The sequence below is a fragment of the Kitasatospora sp. HPM-01-4 genome (assembly GCF_051374625.1).
GTDB lineage: Bacteria > Actinomycetota > Actinomycetes > Streptomycetales > Streptomycetaceae > Kitasatospora.
The window spans coordinates 8,116,209-8,132,915 of the sequence record NZ_JBPQGP010000005.1; the positions used below are offsets into that span (position 1 = coordinate 8,116,209).

Annotated in this window: 16 protein-coding genes and 3 pseudogenes; 9 read left to right on the forward strand and 10 right to left on the reverse strand. The window is 70.8% G+C overall.

The window, feature by feature from the left end:
- Window positions 1-292 precede the first annotated feature (292 nt).
- The gene (locus ACSMTC_RS35090; protein WP_436563778.1) at window positions 293-751 is read left to right on the forward strand and encodes an SRPBCC family protein; all 459 of its coding nucleotides are present in this window, start codon (window positions 293-295) and stop codon (window positions 749-751) included.
- A 211-nt stretch (window positions 752-962) separates the two neighbouring features.
- On the opposite strand, the gene ACSMTC_RS35095 is transcribed toward ACSMTC_RS35090, so the two are convergent.
- From ACSMTC_RS35095 to ACSMTC_RS35120, 6 genes and pseudogenes are all read right to left on the reverse strand, one after another.
- The gene (locus ACSMTC_RS35095; protein ID WP_436563779.1) at window positions 963-1,247 is read right to left on the reverse strand and encodes a DUF6213 family protein; all 285 of its coding nucleotides are present in this window, start codon (window positions 1,245-1,247) and stop codon (window positions 963-965) included.
- A 236-nt stretch (window positions 1,248-1,483) separates the two neighbouring features.
- A pseudogene (locus tag ACSMTC_RS35100) lies at window positions 1,484-1,626 on the reverse strand (L-threonylcarbamoyladenylate synthase); the annotation flags it as partial.
- A gap of 103 nt (window positions 1,627-1,729) precedes the next feature.
- Window positions 1,730-2,941, reverse strand: a complete 1,212-nt coding sequence (locus tag ACSMTC_RS35105; RefSeq protein WP_436563780.1) for a cytochrome P450 — start codon at window positions 2,939-2,941, stop codon at window positions 1,730-1,732.
- A gap of 35 nt (window positions 2,942-2,976) precedes the next feature.
- Window positions 2,977-4,347: an NAD(P)/FAD-dependent oxidoreductase gene (locus ACSMTC_RS35110; protein ID WP_436563781.1), complete on the reverse strand. Its 1,371-nt coding sequence runs from the start codon at window positions 4,345-4,347 to the stop codon at window positions 2,977-2,979.
- The gene (locus ACSMTC_RS35115) at window positions 4,337-4,546 is read right to left on the reverse strand and encodes a ferredoxin (protein WP_436563782.1); all 210 of its coding nucleotides are present in this window, start codon (window positions 4,544-4,546) and stop codon (window positions 4,337-4,339) included. Before ACSMTC_RS35115 ends, ACSMTC_RS35110 begins: the two co-directional genes overlap by 11 nt.
- 83 nt (window positions 4,547-4,629) lie before the next feature.
- Complete coding sequence (locus ACSMTC_RS35120) at window positions 4,630-4,866, reverse strand: MarR family transcriptional regulator (RefSeq protein WP_436563783.1); 237 nt, start codon at window positions 4,864-4,866, stop codon at window positions 4,630-4,632.
- 177 nt (window positions 4,867-5,043) lie between these two features.
- On the opposite strand from ACSMTC_RS35120, the pseudogene ACSMTC_RS35125 reads away from it, so the two are divergent.
- Window positions 5,044-5,455, forward strand: a pseudogene (locus ACSMTC_RS35125) (NAD(P)H-binding protein); the annotation flags it as partial.
- Here the strand turns inward: ACSMTC_RS35125 and ACSMTC_RS35130 are convergent.
- The 3 genes and pseudogenes from ACSMTC_RS35130 to ACSMTC_RS35140 all read right to left on the reverse strand — a co-directional run.
- Window positions 5,421-5,643, reverse strand: a pseudogene (locus tag ACSMTC_RS35130) (hemerythrin domain-containing protein); the annotation flags it as partial. The pseudogenes ACSMTC_RS35125 and ACSMTC_RS35130 sit on opposite strands and share 35 nt — an antisense overlap.
- Before the next feature lie 160 nt (window positions 5,644-5,803).
- Window positions 5,804-5,986: a hypothetical protein gene (locus ACSMTC_RS35135; RefSeq protein ID WP_436563784.1), complete on the reverse strand. Its 183-nt coding sequence runs from the start codon at window positions 5,984-5,986 to the stop codon at window positions 5,804-5,806.
- On the reverse strand, window positions 5,961-6,656 hold the full coding sequence (locus ACSMTC_RS35140; RefSeq protein WP_436563785.1) for an HSP18 transcriptional regulator: 696 nt from the start codon (window positions 6,654-6,656) through the stop codon (window positions 5,961-5,963). Before ACSMTC_RS35140 ends, ACSMTC_RS35135 begins: the two co-directional genes overlap by 26 nt.
- Window positions 6,657-6,765: 109 nt before the next feature.
- Between ACSMTC_RS35140 and ACSMTC_RS35145 the strand changes: the two genes are divergently transcribed.
- From ACSMTC_RS35145 to ACSMTC_RS35155, 3 genes are all read left to right on the forward strand, one after another.
- On the forward strand, window positions 6,766-7,200 hold the full coding sequence (locus tag ACSMTC_RS35145) for an Hsp20/alpha crystallin family protein (RefSeq protein ID WP_436563786.1): 435 nt from the start codon (window positions 6,766-6,768) through the stop codon (window positions 7,198-7,200).
- Between the two features lie 451 nt (window positions 7,201-7,651).
- Window positions 7,652-8,056, forward strand: coding sequence for a DUF2267 domain-containing protein (locus tag ACSMTC_RS35150; protein WP_436563787.1), 405 nt, complete (start codon window positions 7,652-7,654; stop codon window positions 8,054-8,056).
- A 428-nt stretch (window positions 8,057-8,484) separates the two neighbouring features.
- The gene (locus ACSMTC_RS35155; protein WP_436563788.1) at window positions 8,485-9,054 is read left to right on the forward strand and encodes a type 1 glutamine amidotransferase domain-containing protein; all 570 of its coding nucleotides are present in this window, start codon (window positions 8,485-8,487) and stop codon (window positions 9,052-9,054) included.
- A gap of 148 nt (window positions 9,055-9,202) precedes the next feature.
- On the opposite strand, the gene ACSMTC_RS35160 is transcribed toward ACSMTC_RS35155, so the two are convergent.
- Window positions 9,203-9,409: a hypothetical protein gene (locus ACSMTC_RS35160; protein ID WP_436563789.1), complete on the reverse strand. Its 207-nt coding sequence runs from the start codon at window positions 9,407-9,409 to the stop codon at window positions 9,203-9,205.
- 787 nt (window positions 9,410-10,196) lie between these two features.
- Here ACSMTC_RS35160 and ACSMTC_RS35165 point away from each other — a divergent pair.
- Genes ACSMTC_RS35165 through ACSMTC_RS35180 form a run of 4 tightly spaced genes read left to right on the forward strand, consistent with a single transcriptional unit; the run spans window position 10,197 to window position 16,674 of the window.
- Window positions 10,197-11,984: a thiamine pyrophosphate-requiring protein gene (locus tag ACSMTC_RS35165; RefSeq protein ID WP_436563790.1), complete on the forward strand. Its 1,788-nt coding sequence runs from the start codon at window positions 10,197-10,199 to the stop codon at window positions 11,982-11,984.
- A 3-nt stretch (window positions 11,985-11,987) separates the two neighbouring features.
- Window positions 11,988-15,059, forward strand: a complete 3,072-nt coding sequence (locus ACSMTC_RS35170; RefSeq protein ID WP_436563791.1) for an FAD-binding and (Fe-S)-binding domain-containing protein — start codon at window positions 11,988-11,990, stop codon at window positions 15,057-15,059.
- A complete protein-coding gene (locus ACSMTC_RS35175; RefSeq protein ID WP_436563792.1) occupies window positions 15,056-15,571 on the forward strand; it encodes a DUF1360 domain-containing protein in 516 nt (171 codons plus the stop codon). Before ACSMTC_RS35170 ends, ACSMTC_RS35175 begins: the two co-directional genes overlap by 4 nt.
- A complete protein-coding gene (locus ACSMTC_RS35180) occupies window positions 15,568-16,674 on the forward strand; it encodes an enolase C-terminal domain-like protein (RefSeq protein ID WP_436563793.1) in 1,107 nt (368 codons plus the stop codon). The genes ACSMTC_RS35175 and ACSMTC_RS35180 overlap by 4 nt, the downstream gene beginning before the upstream one ends.
- The last annotated feature ends 33 nt before the right edge of the window (window positions 16,675-16,707 follow it).

The following is a 16,707-nucleotide window of genomic DNA, read 5'->3' on the forward strand; positions in this document are numbered from 1 at the left end:
GGCGGTCACCCGGACAGTACTGGCTGGTCAGTACCGATCAGTCTGGAAGGGGGACGGCAGCGTGAGATCGTCAGCAGGGCGAACATGAAGCCCCGCCGCCTCCAGTACCTGGACGGCCGCGATGCCGACCTTGGGTTCGAAGACATCGGTGAAGTTGCCCGGCCACAGCTACGGCGCCGCCGGCCGCTTCCGCGTCTGCGGCGTGATTCGATCCGCGCGATCAGGGCAGACGCGTGTTCGCGGTCCGCAGAGCGGGACCGCTCGAAATTCGCCGCGCGAAGGAGGGCAGGCCATGGGCAAGGTTCAGGAATCGATCGAAGTCGACGTTCCGCTCCACACGGCTTACAACCAGTGGACGCAGTTCGAGGAGTTCCCCCGGTTCATGGAGGGTGTCGAGGAGGTACGGCAACTGGATGAACGCCACAATCACTGGCGGGCCACCATCGCCGGTGTCACGCGGGAGTTCGACACCGAGATAGTCGACCAACTGCCTGACGAACGCGTGGCCTGGCGGACGGTCGGTGGCGACGTTGCGCAGAAAGGTGTGGTGACCTTCCAGCCGCTGGATGAAGCCCACACCCGCGTCAGGCTCGCCATGGAGGTCGCACCGGAGGGTCTGGCCGAGCGAGCGGCCGACATGCTCGGTGTGCTCGACCGCAGGGTCAAGGGCGATCTGCGGCGTTTCAAGGACTTCGTCGAGTCCCGCGGTGAGGAGACCGGCGCCTGGCGCGGCCGTATCTCCCCCGGCTGACGAAAGGGTCGTCCGAACCGGCCGCCCGGCACCCGGTAGACCTCAGATGTCGGGCGGTCATCGCTGGAACAGGACACGGTGGAGAGGAGCCGTCAGCGGACGGGACGGACCTGCCTGCAGTGTGCGGATCGCCACCGTGGTAGGACCGGGCCGGATCGATCGCTGCGGCGGCGCACGCCACCGCGTTCCCGCCGATTCGAAGCCAGTGAATTCAGTCGGCATGCTTCCAAGACGCGAATGCGATGCACTCGACATCCACCTGGTCAGCGAGATCGATCAACACGTTTGCAAGTGTGCGGACAGTCTTCTGGTCCAGATCAGTCTCACCGTAGTCCGGCCATTCCAGCCACTCGTTCGCAACCATGCGCAACAACGCCGTGGCCTGCTCCGAAGGCATCAGTATCTCGTGATCGGGTGTCGACATCACTGTGACGGATATGCGGAGCATGGAGTGCCTCCGGAAGTCATTACCGTGCTGCCGCTCAGGCTCGGTCATCCTGCTCCGCGGATACCCGCTCCGCCCGAACGGAAGCACAAAAGTGCCGGATTGACCGTCCGCTTCACGACGGTGGTCCGTGGTCAGGGGCGGGTGAGGGATTGCGGTACTCGCCACCGTCCGGTCGCCCATGGTCGGCCGGGATCAGGTGACCGGTGCCGGCACTGGCGATGGTCCGGGGCGGGCCCGGGGCCTGGAACGGGTGGTGGCTGGGGGGCTGGCTCAGGTCGCGGTGGCGGGTTGAAGGCATCGGCACCCACGCCGTAGACGGTGTCGGTGGGCAGCACCACGAGCTGCTCACCCCGACACACCGCCGAGACGGCCTCGCGCAAACCCATGGCACGCTCGGAAGATCCGAGCAGTCGAAACGACGCGGCATCGCAGTTCTCCAACCGAGCGGGCTCCCCGCCCCTTTCCTCCGCGCCGAAGAACCCGGCACGGCTCAGCCGCGTCTCCTGAGCCGACGCGCGCTCCATAAGCGGTCAGAGTCGGACGGGGAGGTGGCGGGGTCCGCGCAGCATGGCGGAGCGCCGGTAGGGGGGTGGGTCCTGGAGGAGGGTTGCACCGGTGAGGCGGGGGATCAGTGCGCCGAGCGCGGCCCGGGCTTCGACACGGGCGAGTGGTGCGCCGTAGCACAGGTGGATGCCGCTGCCGAAGCCGAGGTGCTGGTTGTCCGGGCGGGTGGGGTCGAACCGGTCGGGATCGCGGAACCGCTTGGGGTCGCGGTTGCCGGAGGCCAGCGCGAGCACGACGGAGGTGCCTTTGGGGAGGGTGGTGCCGGCGATGTCAACGTCGGCGAGGGGGATGCGTTGGCGCATGTGGACCGGGGGCTCGTAGCGCAGCAGCTCCTCCACCGCGGCCGGTAGCAGGTCGGGTTCGCGGCGCAGTTGCTCCAGCCGGTCGGGGTGGCGCAGCAGGGTGAGGACTCCGTTGGTGATGAGATTGACGGTGGTCTCGTGTCCGGCGATGAGGAGCAATACGGCGGTTTCCGCGAGTTCCTCGTGGGTGAGCCGCATGGCCGGGTCGGGTTCGTTGATGTAGGCGGAGAGCATGTCGCCGGTGGGATGGTCGCGGCGTTGTTCGGCGAGGTTTACCAGGTACTGGCCCATCTCGATCCGTGCCTGCTCGCCGGCCCGGTCCCGCTCGGCGGAGGACTCCTCGTCGGGTCTGACGTCGGCGGAGGCGACGATCGCGTCGGACCATTGCCGGAACTGTGGTTCGTCCTCCTGCGGGACGCCGAGCAGTCGGCAGATGACGGTGACGGGCAGCGGGTAGGCGAAGTCGTCGACGATGTCGATCCGGGTGGGGTCCTGGAGGTTCTGGAGCAGTTCCGCGGTGAGTTCGGTTATCCGGCCGCGCATGGCATCGATGCGACCGGGGCTGTGCGGCGGACCGAACGGCCGCATGGCCAGGCTGCGCAGTCTGTGGTGCTCGGGGTCGTCGAGCCGTAGGAACGGCGGCTTCAGTGTCTCCTGGGCCGGTTGCGCGGACGGGGCGGTGAGGCTGCGGGGATCGGCACTGATTCGTGGGTCGTGGAGGAGCGCGGTGATCTCGTGGTAGGTGCCAATCAGGTAGCTGCCGTCCGCCTGCCGCACGACGGGACCGGCTTCGCGCAGTTCCGCGTAGAGCGGGTAGGGGTCGGGGCGGTTGGCGTAGTCGGTGATCCGTTCCAGGAGGGTGTCGGCGGCGGCCATGGGGTGCGGCTCCTCGTGGTTGGGCGGGAGATGGGTCAGGTGGGCTGCACCACGGTCAGCCGGCGGTTGGGCAGGTGGCCGGTGAGCGCGACGGTGGGGCCGTGGGAGAGTCCCCTCGGATCCGGCACGTCGGAGGGGATCGGGACCTCGGCCGCGAGTGGGCGGTCGGACGCGCCGGGCGGGGGCGGGAAGGGGGCGGCGGTCTCGATCAGGCGCGTGTAGTAGTCGAGTGACTTGGCCATGTCGACGGTGACCGCGGCGGTGACCCGGCCCTTGTAGCCGTAGACCATCGCCAGGCGACGTTCCTCCAGCGTGCCCTGGGCGATGACCACGTGGTCGGAGAAGGTGGGCACGCCCACGGACTTGATGTTGAGCCCGAACTGGGTCGACCAGAACGTCGGGAGGGCGAGGTGCGGGCGGCGCAGGGGTCCGGGATTGACCATGTTGTGGGCGGCCACCTCGGCCTGCGCGACCGCGTTGCCCCAATGCTCCAGGGAGAGCATCTGGTAGCCGAACAGCGGGTGGGGGAAGCGCGAGACGTCACCGGCCACGAAGACGTCGTCGGTGACGATGCCGTACATGTCGAAGGCCCGGCACCCGGCGTCGCAGGCGATCCCGCGCGGGCCTGCTGCCAGTCCGGAGTCCGCCAGCCATTCGACGTTGCGGACCGCCCCCAGGGCCGCGACGCACACGTCCGCCTCCACAGCGCTGCCGTCGGACAGGTCCGCACCGGTGAACCGGCCGTTCCCGTCGCCCCGCAGGGCGGTGACGGTCACCCCGCAGCGCAGGTCCACCCCGTTGTTGCGCTGCATGGCGGCCGCGAGCTTCGACAGGGTACCGCCGAGCGCGCCCACCAGGGGGGCGGGGCCGCGTTCGGTGACCGTGACGTCGAGACCGCGTTCCCGGCAGGCCGAGGCGATCTCCGAGCCGGTGAAGCCCCCGCCGATCACCAGCACCCGCCGCGGCCCCGCGACCAGCCGCTCGGCCAGCCCGGCGGCGTCCTCGCGGGTGCGCAAGGTGAACACTCCGTCCAGGGCGGCCTCCTCCGCCTTGGGCCAGGGCCTGGCCCGGGTGCCGGTGGCGATCAGCAGCCGGTCGAACGGAAGCGATTCGCCGTCGGCCAGCACCACCCGTTTCCCGAGAGGGTCCAGGCCGGTGGCACGGACGCCGAGCCGCCAGTCGGCGTCCGGGTCCCGGCGCATCGGCAGAGCGGTGGACTGCGCCGCGACCCGGCCGAGCAGGACCTGCTTGGACAGCGGCGGCCGGTCGTAGGGCGGATGGGGCTCGTCCCCGACCACGGTCAGTGAGCCGCTGAAACCCTCCTCGCGCAGCGCCTCGGCGGCCCGCAACCCGGCCAGTGACGCGCCGACGATGACGATCCGGCCTTCTCGAAGGTCAGCGGCCACCGCAGCTCACCTCCTTGCCGAGGAGGATGGCCTGGACCGGGCACGCTGCTGCGGCCTGGCGCACGCGCTCCAGCTGGTCGTCGGGAACGGCCGGGGCGTACAGCAGTCCCTCCTCGCCGTGTAGCTGGAACACCTCCGGCGCGAGGAACACGCACTGCGCATAGCCCTGGCAGCGCGTGAGGTCCACAACGATCTGCATCCCCACCACTCCCTCCGTCGCCTCACCCCCTCCTTTCCAGAGTGGCGGAGGGAGCGGAACCTCGCACGGCTGACCCGGGTCGGTCAGCGCAGGAGAACGGCCAGGAGTTCGGCGAGGCTCGGGCCGGCGTCGGCCGGGTGGCGCAGTTGCTTGGCGGCCTGGACGTGGTAGTGGTTGCTGCGGCCGGTGCGTTCGTGGGTGAGGTAGCCGGCCTCTTCGAGGTCGACGACGATCCGCTGGACGGCGCGCTCGGTCAGCAGGCAGCGGTCCGCGATGGCGCGCACCCTGATGCCGGGGTCGCGGGCGATCTGTACCAGCACGCGGGCGTGGTTTGTCAAGAAGGTCCACTGCCGCGCCGTCGAGGGGCCTCGCGGCCCGGCACCCCTATTTGTGGACCACACTCTGGTAGACCGCGCCCGGCCGGTCGGCACCGAATCACGGGCGGAGCCCGGCGTGCGGGGGATCAGCGGGTTGCCCTTTGCCATCTGGAGGTCCCGATGAACGATCCGGCCGCCACCGGCCTGCGGTGCCTGGTCATCGGCGCCACCGGCTACATCGGCGGCAGGCTGGTGCCGGAGCTTCTCGCCGCCGGGCACCGGGTGCGCTGCCTGGTCCGCGGCCCCGAGCGGCTGCGCGACCACCCCTGGCGCGCCCAGGCCGAGGCCGCCACCGCGGATATCACCCGATCCGGACGCCTTGCCGCCCGTCTTCGAGGGGGTGGACGTCGCCTACTACCTGGTCCACTCACTGACCACCGGGCCGGGCTTCGAGGCCACCGACCGAGCGGCCGCCCGCGCTTTCGCGCATGCGGCGGAGGCGGCCGGGGCGGGCCGGATCGTCTATCTCGGCGGCCTGGTCCGAGAGGGCGTTCCGGCCGACCGGCCAGCGCGTCGCCGCCGGGCACGTGCTCGCGCACCGCCGGATACAGGTACTGCTCCTCGGCCACCGAGTGGCGTACCAACTCGATGGTGAACTCGTCCGCGATCGCGCGGCGCCGGTCGTCCCCGGCCGGCAAGGCCTTGATCTCCTCGAACAGCTTCGCGGTGGTCGGTGGTGAGCTCCGCGATGACGTTCCCGCCGTGCGAGGGGGCGACCAGCAGGGGCAGGCGGCGGGCGGCGGTGGTGGCCGGGAAGCCGTGGTACCCGACGAAGGTGCCGGTGACGAGCAGGACTGTGCCCCGGGCGCGGGCCGCAACGGGGCCGGCTTCTTCGGTGGCCGGGGCGGGGTGCGGGGACCACTACATGGCCATTGACAGCTCAGGGGTGGTCGGCGAGATGGCGGCGCAAGGTGTCGAGTTCGGCCAGAGCGGCGTCGATGGAGGCGATGGCGGCTCGCATCTCTTCCTGCACGCGGGCCCGAACCTGGACGAGCCTGTCCTGGATGTGGCACCAGCGGTCCTCATCGGAAGCGGGATCAGGCGCGTCGGCGGTTGCTGTCATGGCGGATCTGATCGGTGTGGCGGGTGAGGTCGTCGAGACGGGCGGCCAGGTCCGGGTGGTCGGCGCCGAGGTGGGGTCGCATGCCGGCCAGGGGAGTGAGGAGGTCAGCAGCATCTGCGGCGGCGAGCGCGGTGCGCACGGCGCTCTGGGCCGGCAGGGCCTCGGCTGTCAGGTCGGTGAGAGCTGCGAGCTGGGCGGCAAGGACGCGCAGGTCCGCAGCGCTGGTGCGGGCCCAGGCGGTGACGGTGCGGTCGGCGGCCCGGCGGTCGCGCACGGCCTTGACCCGTTCGGCGCCGGTGGGGGCCGGTTCTGCGGTCGTGCTGCGGGTGGGCCGCAGGCGCAGGTAGCGGTTCTCGGCGGCCTGACGGCTGGCGACACCCATGGGCTGGGCGAGGTCGGCCCAGGTGGCGCCGGCGGCACGGGCGTTCTCCACCAGTCCCGCCTCCCAGCCGGCGAGTTCGGTGCGCACCTCGCGCAGCAGCATCAGGGCGGCCAGGGCCGGTTCGGGACCGCCCTCGGTCGCGTAGCCCGTCGTCTCGGCGGGGGCCGGGCTCTGGGCGGTGCGGACGGCGGCGTCTATGGCAGCCAGGGCCGCGGCGGCGGCCAGGAATGAGACCGGCTCGGCGCGTGTGGTCGTGCCGTTGAGGCGCGGAGCGGGTGTCTCTCGCATCAGTGTCACTCTCTAGGCGACGAGGCAAGTTGTCATCGGATAGATGACATGTTAGAACGGTTTCAGACGAAGCGCACTGGCACCCGTCAAGTACTGGAGGTGTTTCGCGATGCTGATGCGCACCGATCCGTTCCGCGAGCTGGACCGGCTGACCCAGCAGTTCCTCAACACGACCGGCACATGGTCGCGGCCGACCCCGATGCCGCTGGACGCCTACCGCGCCGGCGACGAGTACGTGATCTGCTTCGACCTGCCCGGGGTGGACCCGGATGCGATCGACATCGACGTCGAGCGGAACATGCTGACCGTCAAGGCTGAGCGCCGACCCCGCCACGAGAGCCAAGGCGTGAAGTGGGAGCTGGCCGAGCGCCCGCTCGGGGTCTTCTCCCGCCAGGTCATGCTCTCCGACACCCTCGACCCGGAGGGGATCAGCGCCGACTACGACGCCGGCGTGCTGACCCTGAAGATCCCGGTCGCGGAGAAGGCCAAGCCCCGCAAGATCGCGATCAGCCACAGCGGGACCCGCAAGGAGATCCAGGCCTGAGCGCCCCTGCACGTTCCGCGCCGCCTCGTCCCCCCGGGGGCGGCGCGGAACGCCTTCAAGCCGACCTCGCACAGCAGGCCAGGCCCGAATGCGGGCCGAAAAAGGGGCGAGAGACGCCATGCGCGAGCACAGCCCCGCCTCTGCCGTGGTGCGGGCGAGCGGCGACATCGACCTCGCTTGCGCTGCAGCACGCCCTGACCGACGCGCTGCGCAGGCACCGCGAGGTCGTACTCGACCTGTCGCAGGTGACGTTCATGGACTGCGCGGGCGGGGCGTCCTCGTAGCGGCCCGCAACCAGGCCGACCGACAAAGCCGGCGTGCTCGGCGTAGGCCGCTGCGTGGCACGGCTGCTGCAACTCACCGGCCTCCACCAGCGACTTGCCGCCGTATCCTGACCGGCCTGCCGAAGACGGCGCGGCCCGCCTTGGGAACGGAAGGGAGTGAATTCGCGGTGACTCTTCGATGGGAGGCGTTCTTGGACACGGTCCAGGAACGCGGCGAATACGACACACCCCGGGATGCCGACCGGGCCACCCGCGTCGTCCTGGCCCTACTCGGCGCCCACCTGGTCGGCAAGGTGCGCGCCGAACTCGCGGCCCGCCTGCCCGAGACCTTCGCCCTGATCCTGCTCAACCCCCTGCAGGCCGCCGAGCCGCTCACCCCCGACCGGTTCGTGCGCGCCACCGCCGCCTGGATCGAGGGCGCCACCGAGATAACGGCCCTTTGGGACATCGGTGCCGTGCTGTCCACGGTGGCCGACGCCGCCGGCGACGACCTCATGGAGCGCGTCCTGTTCCAGCTGCCACCCGGCTACGACGTCCTGTTCGGCCGCCCTGCCCACGGCCACGAACCCTGACTGTCGGCGTACGAGTTGTCTTTCCACTCTGGTAGGCACGAAAGAGGTCAGCTGCTCGGCCGCCACATGGCCGGGGCCAACCGATAGCCAGCCACTCTCGGGACAGCGCGGGCTGTCCCCGACACCTGACCCGCGTTCAGTGCCGCCGCTCGTGCCGGGCGACCCCGACGCCGATCGCGTAACCGTCCACGCCACCACGACCGGCGACCTCATATCGCGAGGCGGACGCGTCCGGGAGTTGACCGCGACGTCGGGGGTGTGGCGGGGCCAGAGGTCTTGGCGGAGAACGTCAGTCACGACCGTTCATGATCGCGGTTCCGGTGACGCTCCGTGGCCTTGGCACGGAAAGTGATCCAGAACCGCGTTTCGGCCGTCGCATGCGGCGCAGATGCGGGGAGGGGCCCGTACCTGGAGAGAAGGTGGTCGGCATGACCGGGTTGCAGAACAGGACCGTGGCATTCCTGGTCGCACCCAAGGGCGCGGAGCAGGAGGAGCTGACGTCTCCCTGGCAGGCCGTGGCCAAGGCCGGCGGCACCCCGAAACTCGTCTCCACCGAGGAAGGCCGGGTGCAGGCCTTCAAACACCTCGACCCCGGGGACACCTTTCCCGTGGATGCAGTCGTTTCGCAGACCTCGGCCGACGACTACGACGCACTGGTTCTGCCGGGAGGCGTAGCCAATCCGGACTTCCTCCGGGTGGACGAACAGGCGGTCGAGTTCATCCGGGGCTTCTTCGCCCGAGGCAAGCCGGTGGCGGTGATCTGCCACGGCCCGTGGACGCTGATCGAGGCGGACGTGGTCCGGGGACGTTCCCTCACCTCCTGGCCGAGCGTGCGAACCGATCTGGTGAATGCCGGGGCCGACTGGGTCGACCGCGAGGTGGAGGTCTGCGAGCGGGGACCGAACGTCCTGGTCTCCAGCCGCAAACCCGACGACCTGCCGGCCTTCAACGCCGCGCTGGTCCATCGGTTCGCTGAGGCCATGGCCGCCCGGACATGAAGGATCGGCTGCACGACAGCTTCCGGGATGGACCGGTCCCACCCCTACCCACCCGGCGGCTGGTCCGCCGCAGCCAGCAGCCCGTAAGTTCGCGCTTCTGCTGACTGCGGCACCGATCAGCGACAACCGGGCCGTGCCGCAAGTGGGGCTACGAGTGTTCGACGGCCACTCCGTCAGGGTGCAGCAGGATCTTCGTCCAGCCCTCGTCCCGCCGGTCGAAGTGCCGGTAGCCTTCCGGCGCCCGGCTGAGCGGGAACTCGTGTGACACGAGGAAGTACGGCCTCGCCCGGCCTGCCACGATCAGGTCCCGCAACCGCCGGTTGTAGCGCTTCACCGGGCATTGCCCGGTTCCCATCCGCTGGCCCTTGGTGAAGAAAGTGCCGTAGTCGAAGCCGGGCCTTCGGGTTCTGCGGGACGTAGACGCCGACCACTCCGATGCCGCCCGTGGTTCGGACCGCTACGGCTGTCGCGCCGATCTGCTCAGCCAGGGCGACTGTGGCGCGCCGCGGAGCACTGCGCTGTGGGCGGCGAGCAGGCCCACGGGGCCCGCACCGAACACGGCTATGCGGTCGCTTGGCCGCATGCCGGCCAGCTCGGTACCGTGCCAACCCGGTGGGAAAGATGTCGGAGAGCATGGTGAAGTCCTGCTCGTGCTCGGGCCCCCGGGGCAGTTAGAGCAGGTTGAAATCCGCGTAGGGCACCCGCAGGTAATCGGCCTGACCACCGTCATGGGCCCTATGCCGGCATAGCCGTGAGCAGCGCCGTCGACCCTTTCGGCTGGATTGGTGCGCAGGCGGAAGGCGGCCGATCCGTCCACGCAGTTGCGGCGGCTGCCGCACGCGATGTTGAACGGCACCGAGACGCGGTCACCGACGCGGACTCGGGTGACGCCCGGGTCGGGTCGGACGGTGTCGCCGGCCTGGCCGTCACCGGGTGGCCGCCCCCGCTCGGGGCATCCGGATCCAAGCGTCCGGCATGCCTGCCTGTCCGGCGTGCCCGCTGCGGGGATACTGCCCGAAGCCCGGCGCTTGCCGCGATCGCCGCTGCGCGACCGCCGTTTGACCGCGGCCTCAGCGGTTACCCGCGCTCATGGGCCTGCTGTTTCTTACCGAGGTTCCAGGACGCTGTGGAGGAGTTGGGTGATGAAGGTTTCCGACTACGTGCTCGAGCGCCTGCGCGACTGGGAGGTCGAGTACGTCTTCGCCTATCCCGGGGACGGCATCAACGGGCTGCTCGCCGCCTGGGGCCGCGCGGAGGACCGGCCGCGGTTCATCCAGGCCCGGCACGAGGAGATGGCCGCCTTCGAGGCGGTCGGGTACGCGAAGTTCTCCGGCCGCACCGGGGTCTGCGCGGCCACCTCAGGGCCGGGTGCGATCCACCTGCTCAACGGGCTCTACGACGCCAAGCTCGACCACGTTCCGGTCGTGGCGATCGTCGGCCAGACCGACCGGAGCGCCATGGGCGGTTCCTACCAGCAGGAAGTCGATCTCCTCACCCTCTACAAGGACGTGGCCTCGGAGTTCTGCGAGATGGTCACCGTTCCCGCCCAGCTGCCGAACGTGCTGGACCGTGCGATGCGGGTGGCCGCCACCCGGCGGACGGTCACCGCGGTGATCATCCCGGCCGACGTGCAGGAGCTGGACTACGAGCCGCCGAGGCATGCGTTCAAGCAGGTCCCTTCCAGCCTCGGGGTCGGACACTACGCCCCTGTCCCGGCCGAGGAGGATCTCGCCCGGGCGGCGGAGGTCCTCAACGCGGGCGAGAGGGTGGCGATGCTGATCGGGCAGGGTGCCCGGCATGCCCGCCCGGAGGTCGAGCAGGTCGCCGAGCTGCTCGGTGCCGGGGTGGCGAAGGCGTTGCTCGGCAAGGACGCGCTGCCCGACACGCTGTCGTATGTGACCGGCTCGATCGGTCTGCTCGGCACGCGGCCGTCGTACGAGATGATGCGGGACTGCGACACCCTGCTCGTCGTGGGCTCCAGCTTCCCCTACACCCAGTTCCTGCCCGAGTTCGACCAGGCGAGGGCGGTGCAGATCGACCTCGACCCGTCCTTGGTCGGACTGCGCTATCCGTTCGAGGTCAACCTCGTCGGCGACGCCGGGGAGGCGCTGCGCCGGTTGATCCCGCTGCTGGAGCGCAAGACGGACGGCACCTGGCGCAAGACGGTGGAGGAGAACGCGGCCCGCTGGTGGGAGGTCATGCAGCGTCGCGCCGAGGTCTCTGCGGACCCGATCAACCCCGAGTACGTCGTCCATGCCCTGGACGCGCTGCTGCCCGAGAACGTGATCGTGGCCGCGGACTCCGGCTCCGCGGCGAACTGGTACGCCCGTCACCTGCGCTTCCGCGGCACGATGCGCGGCTCGCTCTCGGGGACGCTGGCGACCATGGGCCCGGGAGTGCCGTACGTGATCGGCGCCAAGTTCGCCCACCCGGACCGCCCGGCGATCGCGATCGTCGGCGACGGCGCCATGCAGATGAACGGCCTGGCGGAGCTGATCACCGTCGCGAAGTACTACCGGGAGTGGTCGGATCCGCGCCTGGTCGTGGCGGTGCTGAACAACCACGACCTGAACCAGGTCACCTGGGAGATGCGCGCCATGCAGGGCGCCCCGCAGTTCGAGCCGTCGCAGAGCCTGCCCGACGTGCGATACGCCGCCGTCGCCCAACTGCTCGGCCTGCACGGGGTGCGGGTGGAGACACCCGAGGAGGTGGAGCCGGCGTGGTACCAGGCGCTGGCGGCGGACCGGCCGTTCGTCATCGACTTCCGCACCGACCCGGCGGTGCCACCGATCCCGCCGCACGCCACCTGGGACCAGATCAGAGCGGCCGCCACAGCGGTACTGCAAGGTGACAGCGACCGTGCCAGCGTGGCGCGCCAGGGCCTCAAGGCGAAGATCCAGGAGTTCCTGCCCGGCCACGGACGGAACTGACCCGTGTCCGGCACTCAGAAGGTGGATCTCGGCGCACTCGAGCGGGCGCTGCGCGCGGAGGTGGACGGCGAGGTCCGGTTCGACGCGGGCAGCCGTGGCGCGTACGCGACGGACGGCTCGAACTACCGTCAGGTCCCGCTCGGCGTGGTGGTGCCCCGGACCGTGGAGGCCGGAGCCGCCGCGGTGGCCGTCTGTGCCCGGTACGCGGCCCCGGTGCTGTCGCGCGGCGGCGGTACCAGCCTCGGGGGGCAGTGCACCAACGAGGCCGTGGTCATCGACTGGACCAAGTACTGCAACCGGCTGGAGTCGGTGAACCCCGCGGCGCGTACCTGTGTGGTCGAGCCGGGCATCGTCCTGGACGAGCTCAACCGTCAACTCGCGCAGCATGGTCTGAAGTTCGGTCCGAAGCCGGCCACGCACAGCCACTGTTCGCTGGGCGGGATGATCGGCAACAACAGCTGCGGCGCATCCGCCCAGGCCTACGGCAAGACCGCCGACAACATCCGCCGCCTGGAGGTGCTCACCTATGAGGGAACCCGGTTCTGGGCCGGGGCCACCAGCGAGGAGGAGTACACGCGGATCGTGGCTGAGGGCGGCCCCAGAGCCCGGCTCTACCAGGGGCTGTGGGAGATCGTCGGCCGCCACCTGGCCGACATCCGGCGCGGCTATCCCAAGATCCCGCGCCGGGTCTCCGGCTACAACCTGGACTCCCTCCTGCCGGAGAACGGCTTCGACCTGGCCCGCGCCCTGGCCGGAAGCGAGGGAACGCTGGTAACCGTCCTGCGCGCCGAACTGGAGCTGGTCGAGGTACCGGCCGCGGAAGCGCTGCTGGTACTCGGCTTCGACGACATCTACGCCGCCGCCGACGCCGTCCCCGCCCTGCTGGAGCACAGCAGTCCCACCCAGCTGGAGGCCGTCGACGGGCGCATGGCGCAACTGATGCGCGAGGAGCACGCCTACCTGGACTCGCTGGAGCGCCTGCCCGAAGGCGAGAGCTGGCTGCTGGTCCAGTTCACCGGGGACACGACGGAGCAGGCCGACGCGCAGGCGTACGAGCTGCTGCGGGCGCTGGGGCGCGACGAGGACGACCCGACGGTGGCGCTCTCCGACGATCCGGCGCGGGAACAGGAGATGCTCAAGGCCCGGGAGGCGGGTCTCGGCGTGACCGCCCGGCCGCCGGACGGCTCCGAGACGTGGGAAGGCTGGGAGGACTCCGCGGTGGCCCCGGAGAAGTTGGGCGACTACCTGCGCGACCTGGAGCGGCTCTTCGACCGGTACGGCTACCAACAGGCCTCCCTGTACGGGCACTTCGGGCAGGGCTGCGTGCACACACGGATCCCGTTCAAGCTGCGCGAGGGCAAGGGCGTCGAGGCGTTCAGGGCGTTCCTGTTCGACGCGGCCGACCTGGTCGCCTCCTACGGGGGGTCGCTCTCGGGCGAGCACGGCGACGGGCAGGCACGCGGCGAACTGCTGCCCCGCATGTTCAGCCCCCGGCTCGTCGATGCGATGGGCGAGGTCAAAGCGCTGTTCGACCCGGGCGACCGGATGAACCCCGGCAAGGTCATCCACCCCCACCGCGTCGACGACGACCTGCGCCTGGGCGCCACCTGGCGGCCCCAGCCCCGGCAGACGCACTTCGCGTTCTCCGACGACGACCACGACTTCTCCCGCGCAGTGCTGCGCTGCGTCGGCATCGGCAACTGCCGCACCCACCACGGCGGAGTCATGTGCCCCTCCTACCGGGCCACCCGAGAGGAGGAACACTCCACCCGCGGCCGGGCCCGCCTGCTGTTCGAGATGCTGGGCGGCCACGACGACTCGCCCGTCACCGCCGGATGGCGCTCCACCGAAGTCCGCGACGCCCTCGACCTGTGCCTGGCCTGCAAGGGCTGCAAATCCGACTGCCCGGTCGGCGTCGACATGGCCACCTACAAAGCCGAGTTCCTCGCCCACCACTACCGGGGACGGCTCCGCCCCCGCGCCCACTACGCCCTGGGCTGGCTCCCGCTGTGGGCACAACTCGCCAGCACCGCACCGGGTTTGGCCAACGCCGTCCTCCAGGCCCCCGCCGTCGGCCGGATCGGGAAGGTGCTCGCCGGGATCGACCCGCGCCGCGGCGCGCCCGCGTTCGCCGCCGACTCGTTCCAGGACCGCCGGCGCAGGGCCGGTCGGGCACAGCCCGATCCGTACGATCCGCGCACCGTGCTGCTGTGGCCGGACACCTTCACCAACCACTTCCACCCCCACATCGCCGACGCCGCCATCCGTGTCCTCGAGGACGCGGGCTTCCGCGTCGCCGTCCCGGACAAGCCGGTGTGCTGCGGTCTGACGTGGATCTCCACCGGGCAGCTCGCCACCGCCCGCCGTGTCCTGAAACGGACGACCCGGATCCTGCGACCATGGCTGGAGGCCGGCACGCCGGTCATCGGGCTCGAACCCTCCTGCACGGCCGTCTTCCGCGCCGACGCCCCGGACCTGCTCGCCGGGGACCAGGACATCGCCCGCCTGGCGGCGCAGACGCGCACCTTCGCCGAACACCTCGCCAACCACGCCCCCCAGGGCTGGCGACCACCGCACACCAGCCGGGCGGCGACCGTACAGACGCACTGCCACCAGCACGCCGTCCTCGGCACCGAGGCGGACCGTGAACTGATGAGACGCGCCGGTCTGGAGGCGACCGTGCTCGACGAGGGCTGCTGCGGCCTGGCCGGCAACTTCGGCTTCGAACAAGGCCATTACGACCTGTCCCAGGACATCGCCGAGCAGGGCGTCCTGCCCGCTGTACGCGACACCGCCCCCAGCGCCTTCGTGCTGGCCGACGGATTCAGCTGCCGCACCCAGATCGACCAGGCGGCCACCGGCCGACGCGCCCTGCACCTGGCCGAAGCCCTCGCCCTGGCACTCGACGGGCCGCCACCTTGCGACCACCCCGAGAAGGCGGTCCCACGTCCGCAGTCGCACAGCGCGCCGGCCCGTCTACTGACCGTGGGCGTCGCGGGCAGCCTCACCGGCCTCGCCGCGGGAGCGGTTCTCGCCGCCCGGCACCGCTACCACGCCCGGAGGAGGACACGATGAGGTCGCTGCACGAGCGGTTCCACCATGAGGTCCGCGCCTACACCGGAGGTGACGACCGCCCGCTGACCGCCTACACCGGCGTCATGGCCCTGTACGCCACCACGGTGCTCGGTATCACCGCCGCCGCGCGGGCCGGCCGCCGGAGGATTCCCGACCCGACCCCGTGGGATGTCGCCCTCAACGCGCTGGCCACCCACCAGCTCTCCCGTCTGATCGCCAAGGACCCCGTCACCAGCCCGCTGCGCGCACCGTTCGCCCGCTTCGAAGGGACCTCCGGGCCGGCTGAACTGGAGGAGGACGTGCGCGGCACCGGAGCCCGCAAAGCAGTCGGGGAGCTGGTCACCTGCCCGTTCTGCACCGGCCTGTGGGTCGCCACCGCCTGCACCGCAGGATCCCTCTTCGTCCCACGCACCACCAGGCTCGCCACCGCCACCCTGGCCGCCCTGGCCGTGGCCGACTTTCTGCAGTACGCGCGCGCGGCCGCCCAGCGCGCGGCCGACGAGACGTCATGACAGTCACCGGCCCGACCGTCGAGGCCCTGCAGGTGCAGGTCCTCGACATCCCCACCGACACCCCGGAGGCCGACGGCACCCTGGCCTGGGACTCGACAACCATGGTCCTTGTTCACGCACGCTGCGGGGACATCACCGGCCTGGGCTGGACCTACGGCGCGCCCGCCACCGCCCGGGTGATCACCGGGCAGCTGCGCGACACCGTCATCGGCCGCCCGGTGTTCGACGTCCCCGCCGCGAACGAGGCGATGTGCCGCGCCGTGCGCAACGCGGGCCGCCCCGGCGTGGTCGCCGGTGCTGTCTCCGCCGTCGACATCGCCCTGTGGGACCTCAAGGCCCGACTGCTCGACCTGCCGCTGGTTGTCCTGCTCGGCGCCGCCCGGTACGAGGTTCCCGTCTACGGCAGCGGCGGCTTCACCACCTACGACCACCGCCGACTCGTCGAGCAACTCGCAGACTGGGCCGAACAGGGCATCACCCGTTTCAAAATCAAGATCGGCGAGTCCTGGGGCACCCGGGAGCGGCGGGACCTGGAGCGCACCGAGCAGTCCCGCCGGCTGGTCGGCGATGACGCCGAGCTGTACGTGGATGCGAACGGCGCCTACACCCGCAAACAGGCCGTCCGTGTCGGAAGCGCCCTGGCGGGACTGGGGGTGACATGGTTCGAGGAACCCGTCTCCTCTGACGACCTCACCGGTCTCGCTCTCGTCCGCGATGCCCTCACCGCCGACGTCGCGGCCGGCGAGTACGGCTACGACCTGGCCTACTTCGCCCGCATGCTCCCGGTCGTGGACTGCCTGCAGGCGGACGCCACCCGCTGCGGCGGCGTCACCGTGTGGCTGCGCGCCGCCGCTCTCGCCCAGGCACACGGTCTCCAGCTTTCCGGGCACTGTGCTCCGCACGTCCACGCGCATGCGGCCGCGTCGATCCCCAACCTGCGCCACCTGGAGTGGTTCCACGACCACGTCCGGATCGAGAACCTCCTCTTCGACGGTGCCTTCAGTCCGGTCGACGGATCCGTGCTTCCCGGCCGGAGCGGGGAGCCAGGCCTTGGCCTGACCCTCCGGCCGGGGGTGGCGGAGCGTTTCCGCGCCCGCACCTGACGCCCATCGGCGGCTCTCGATGACGGCCACCGG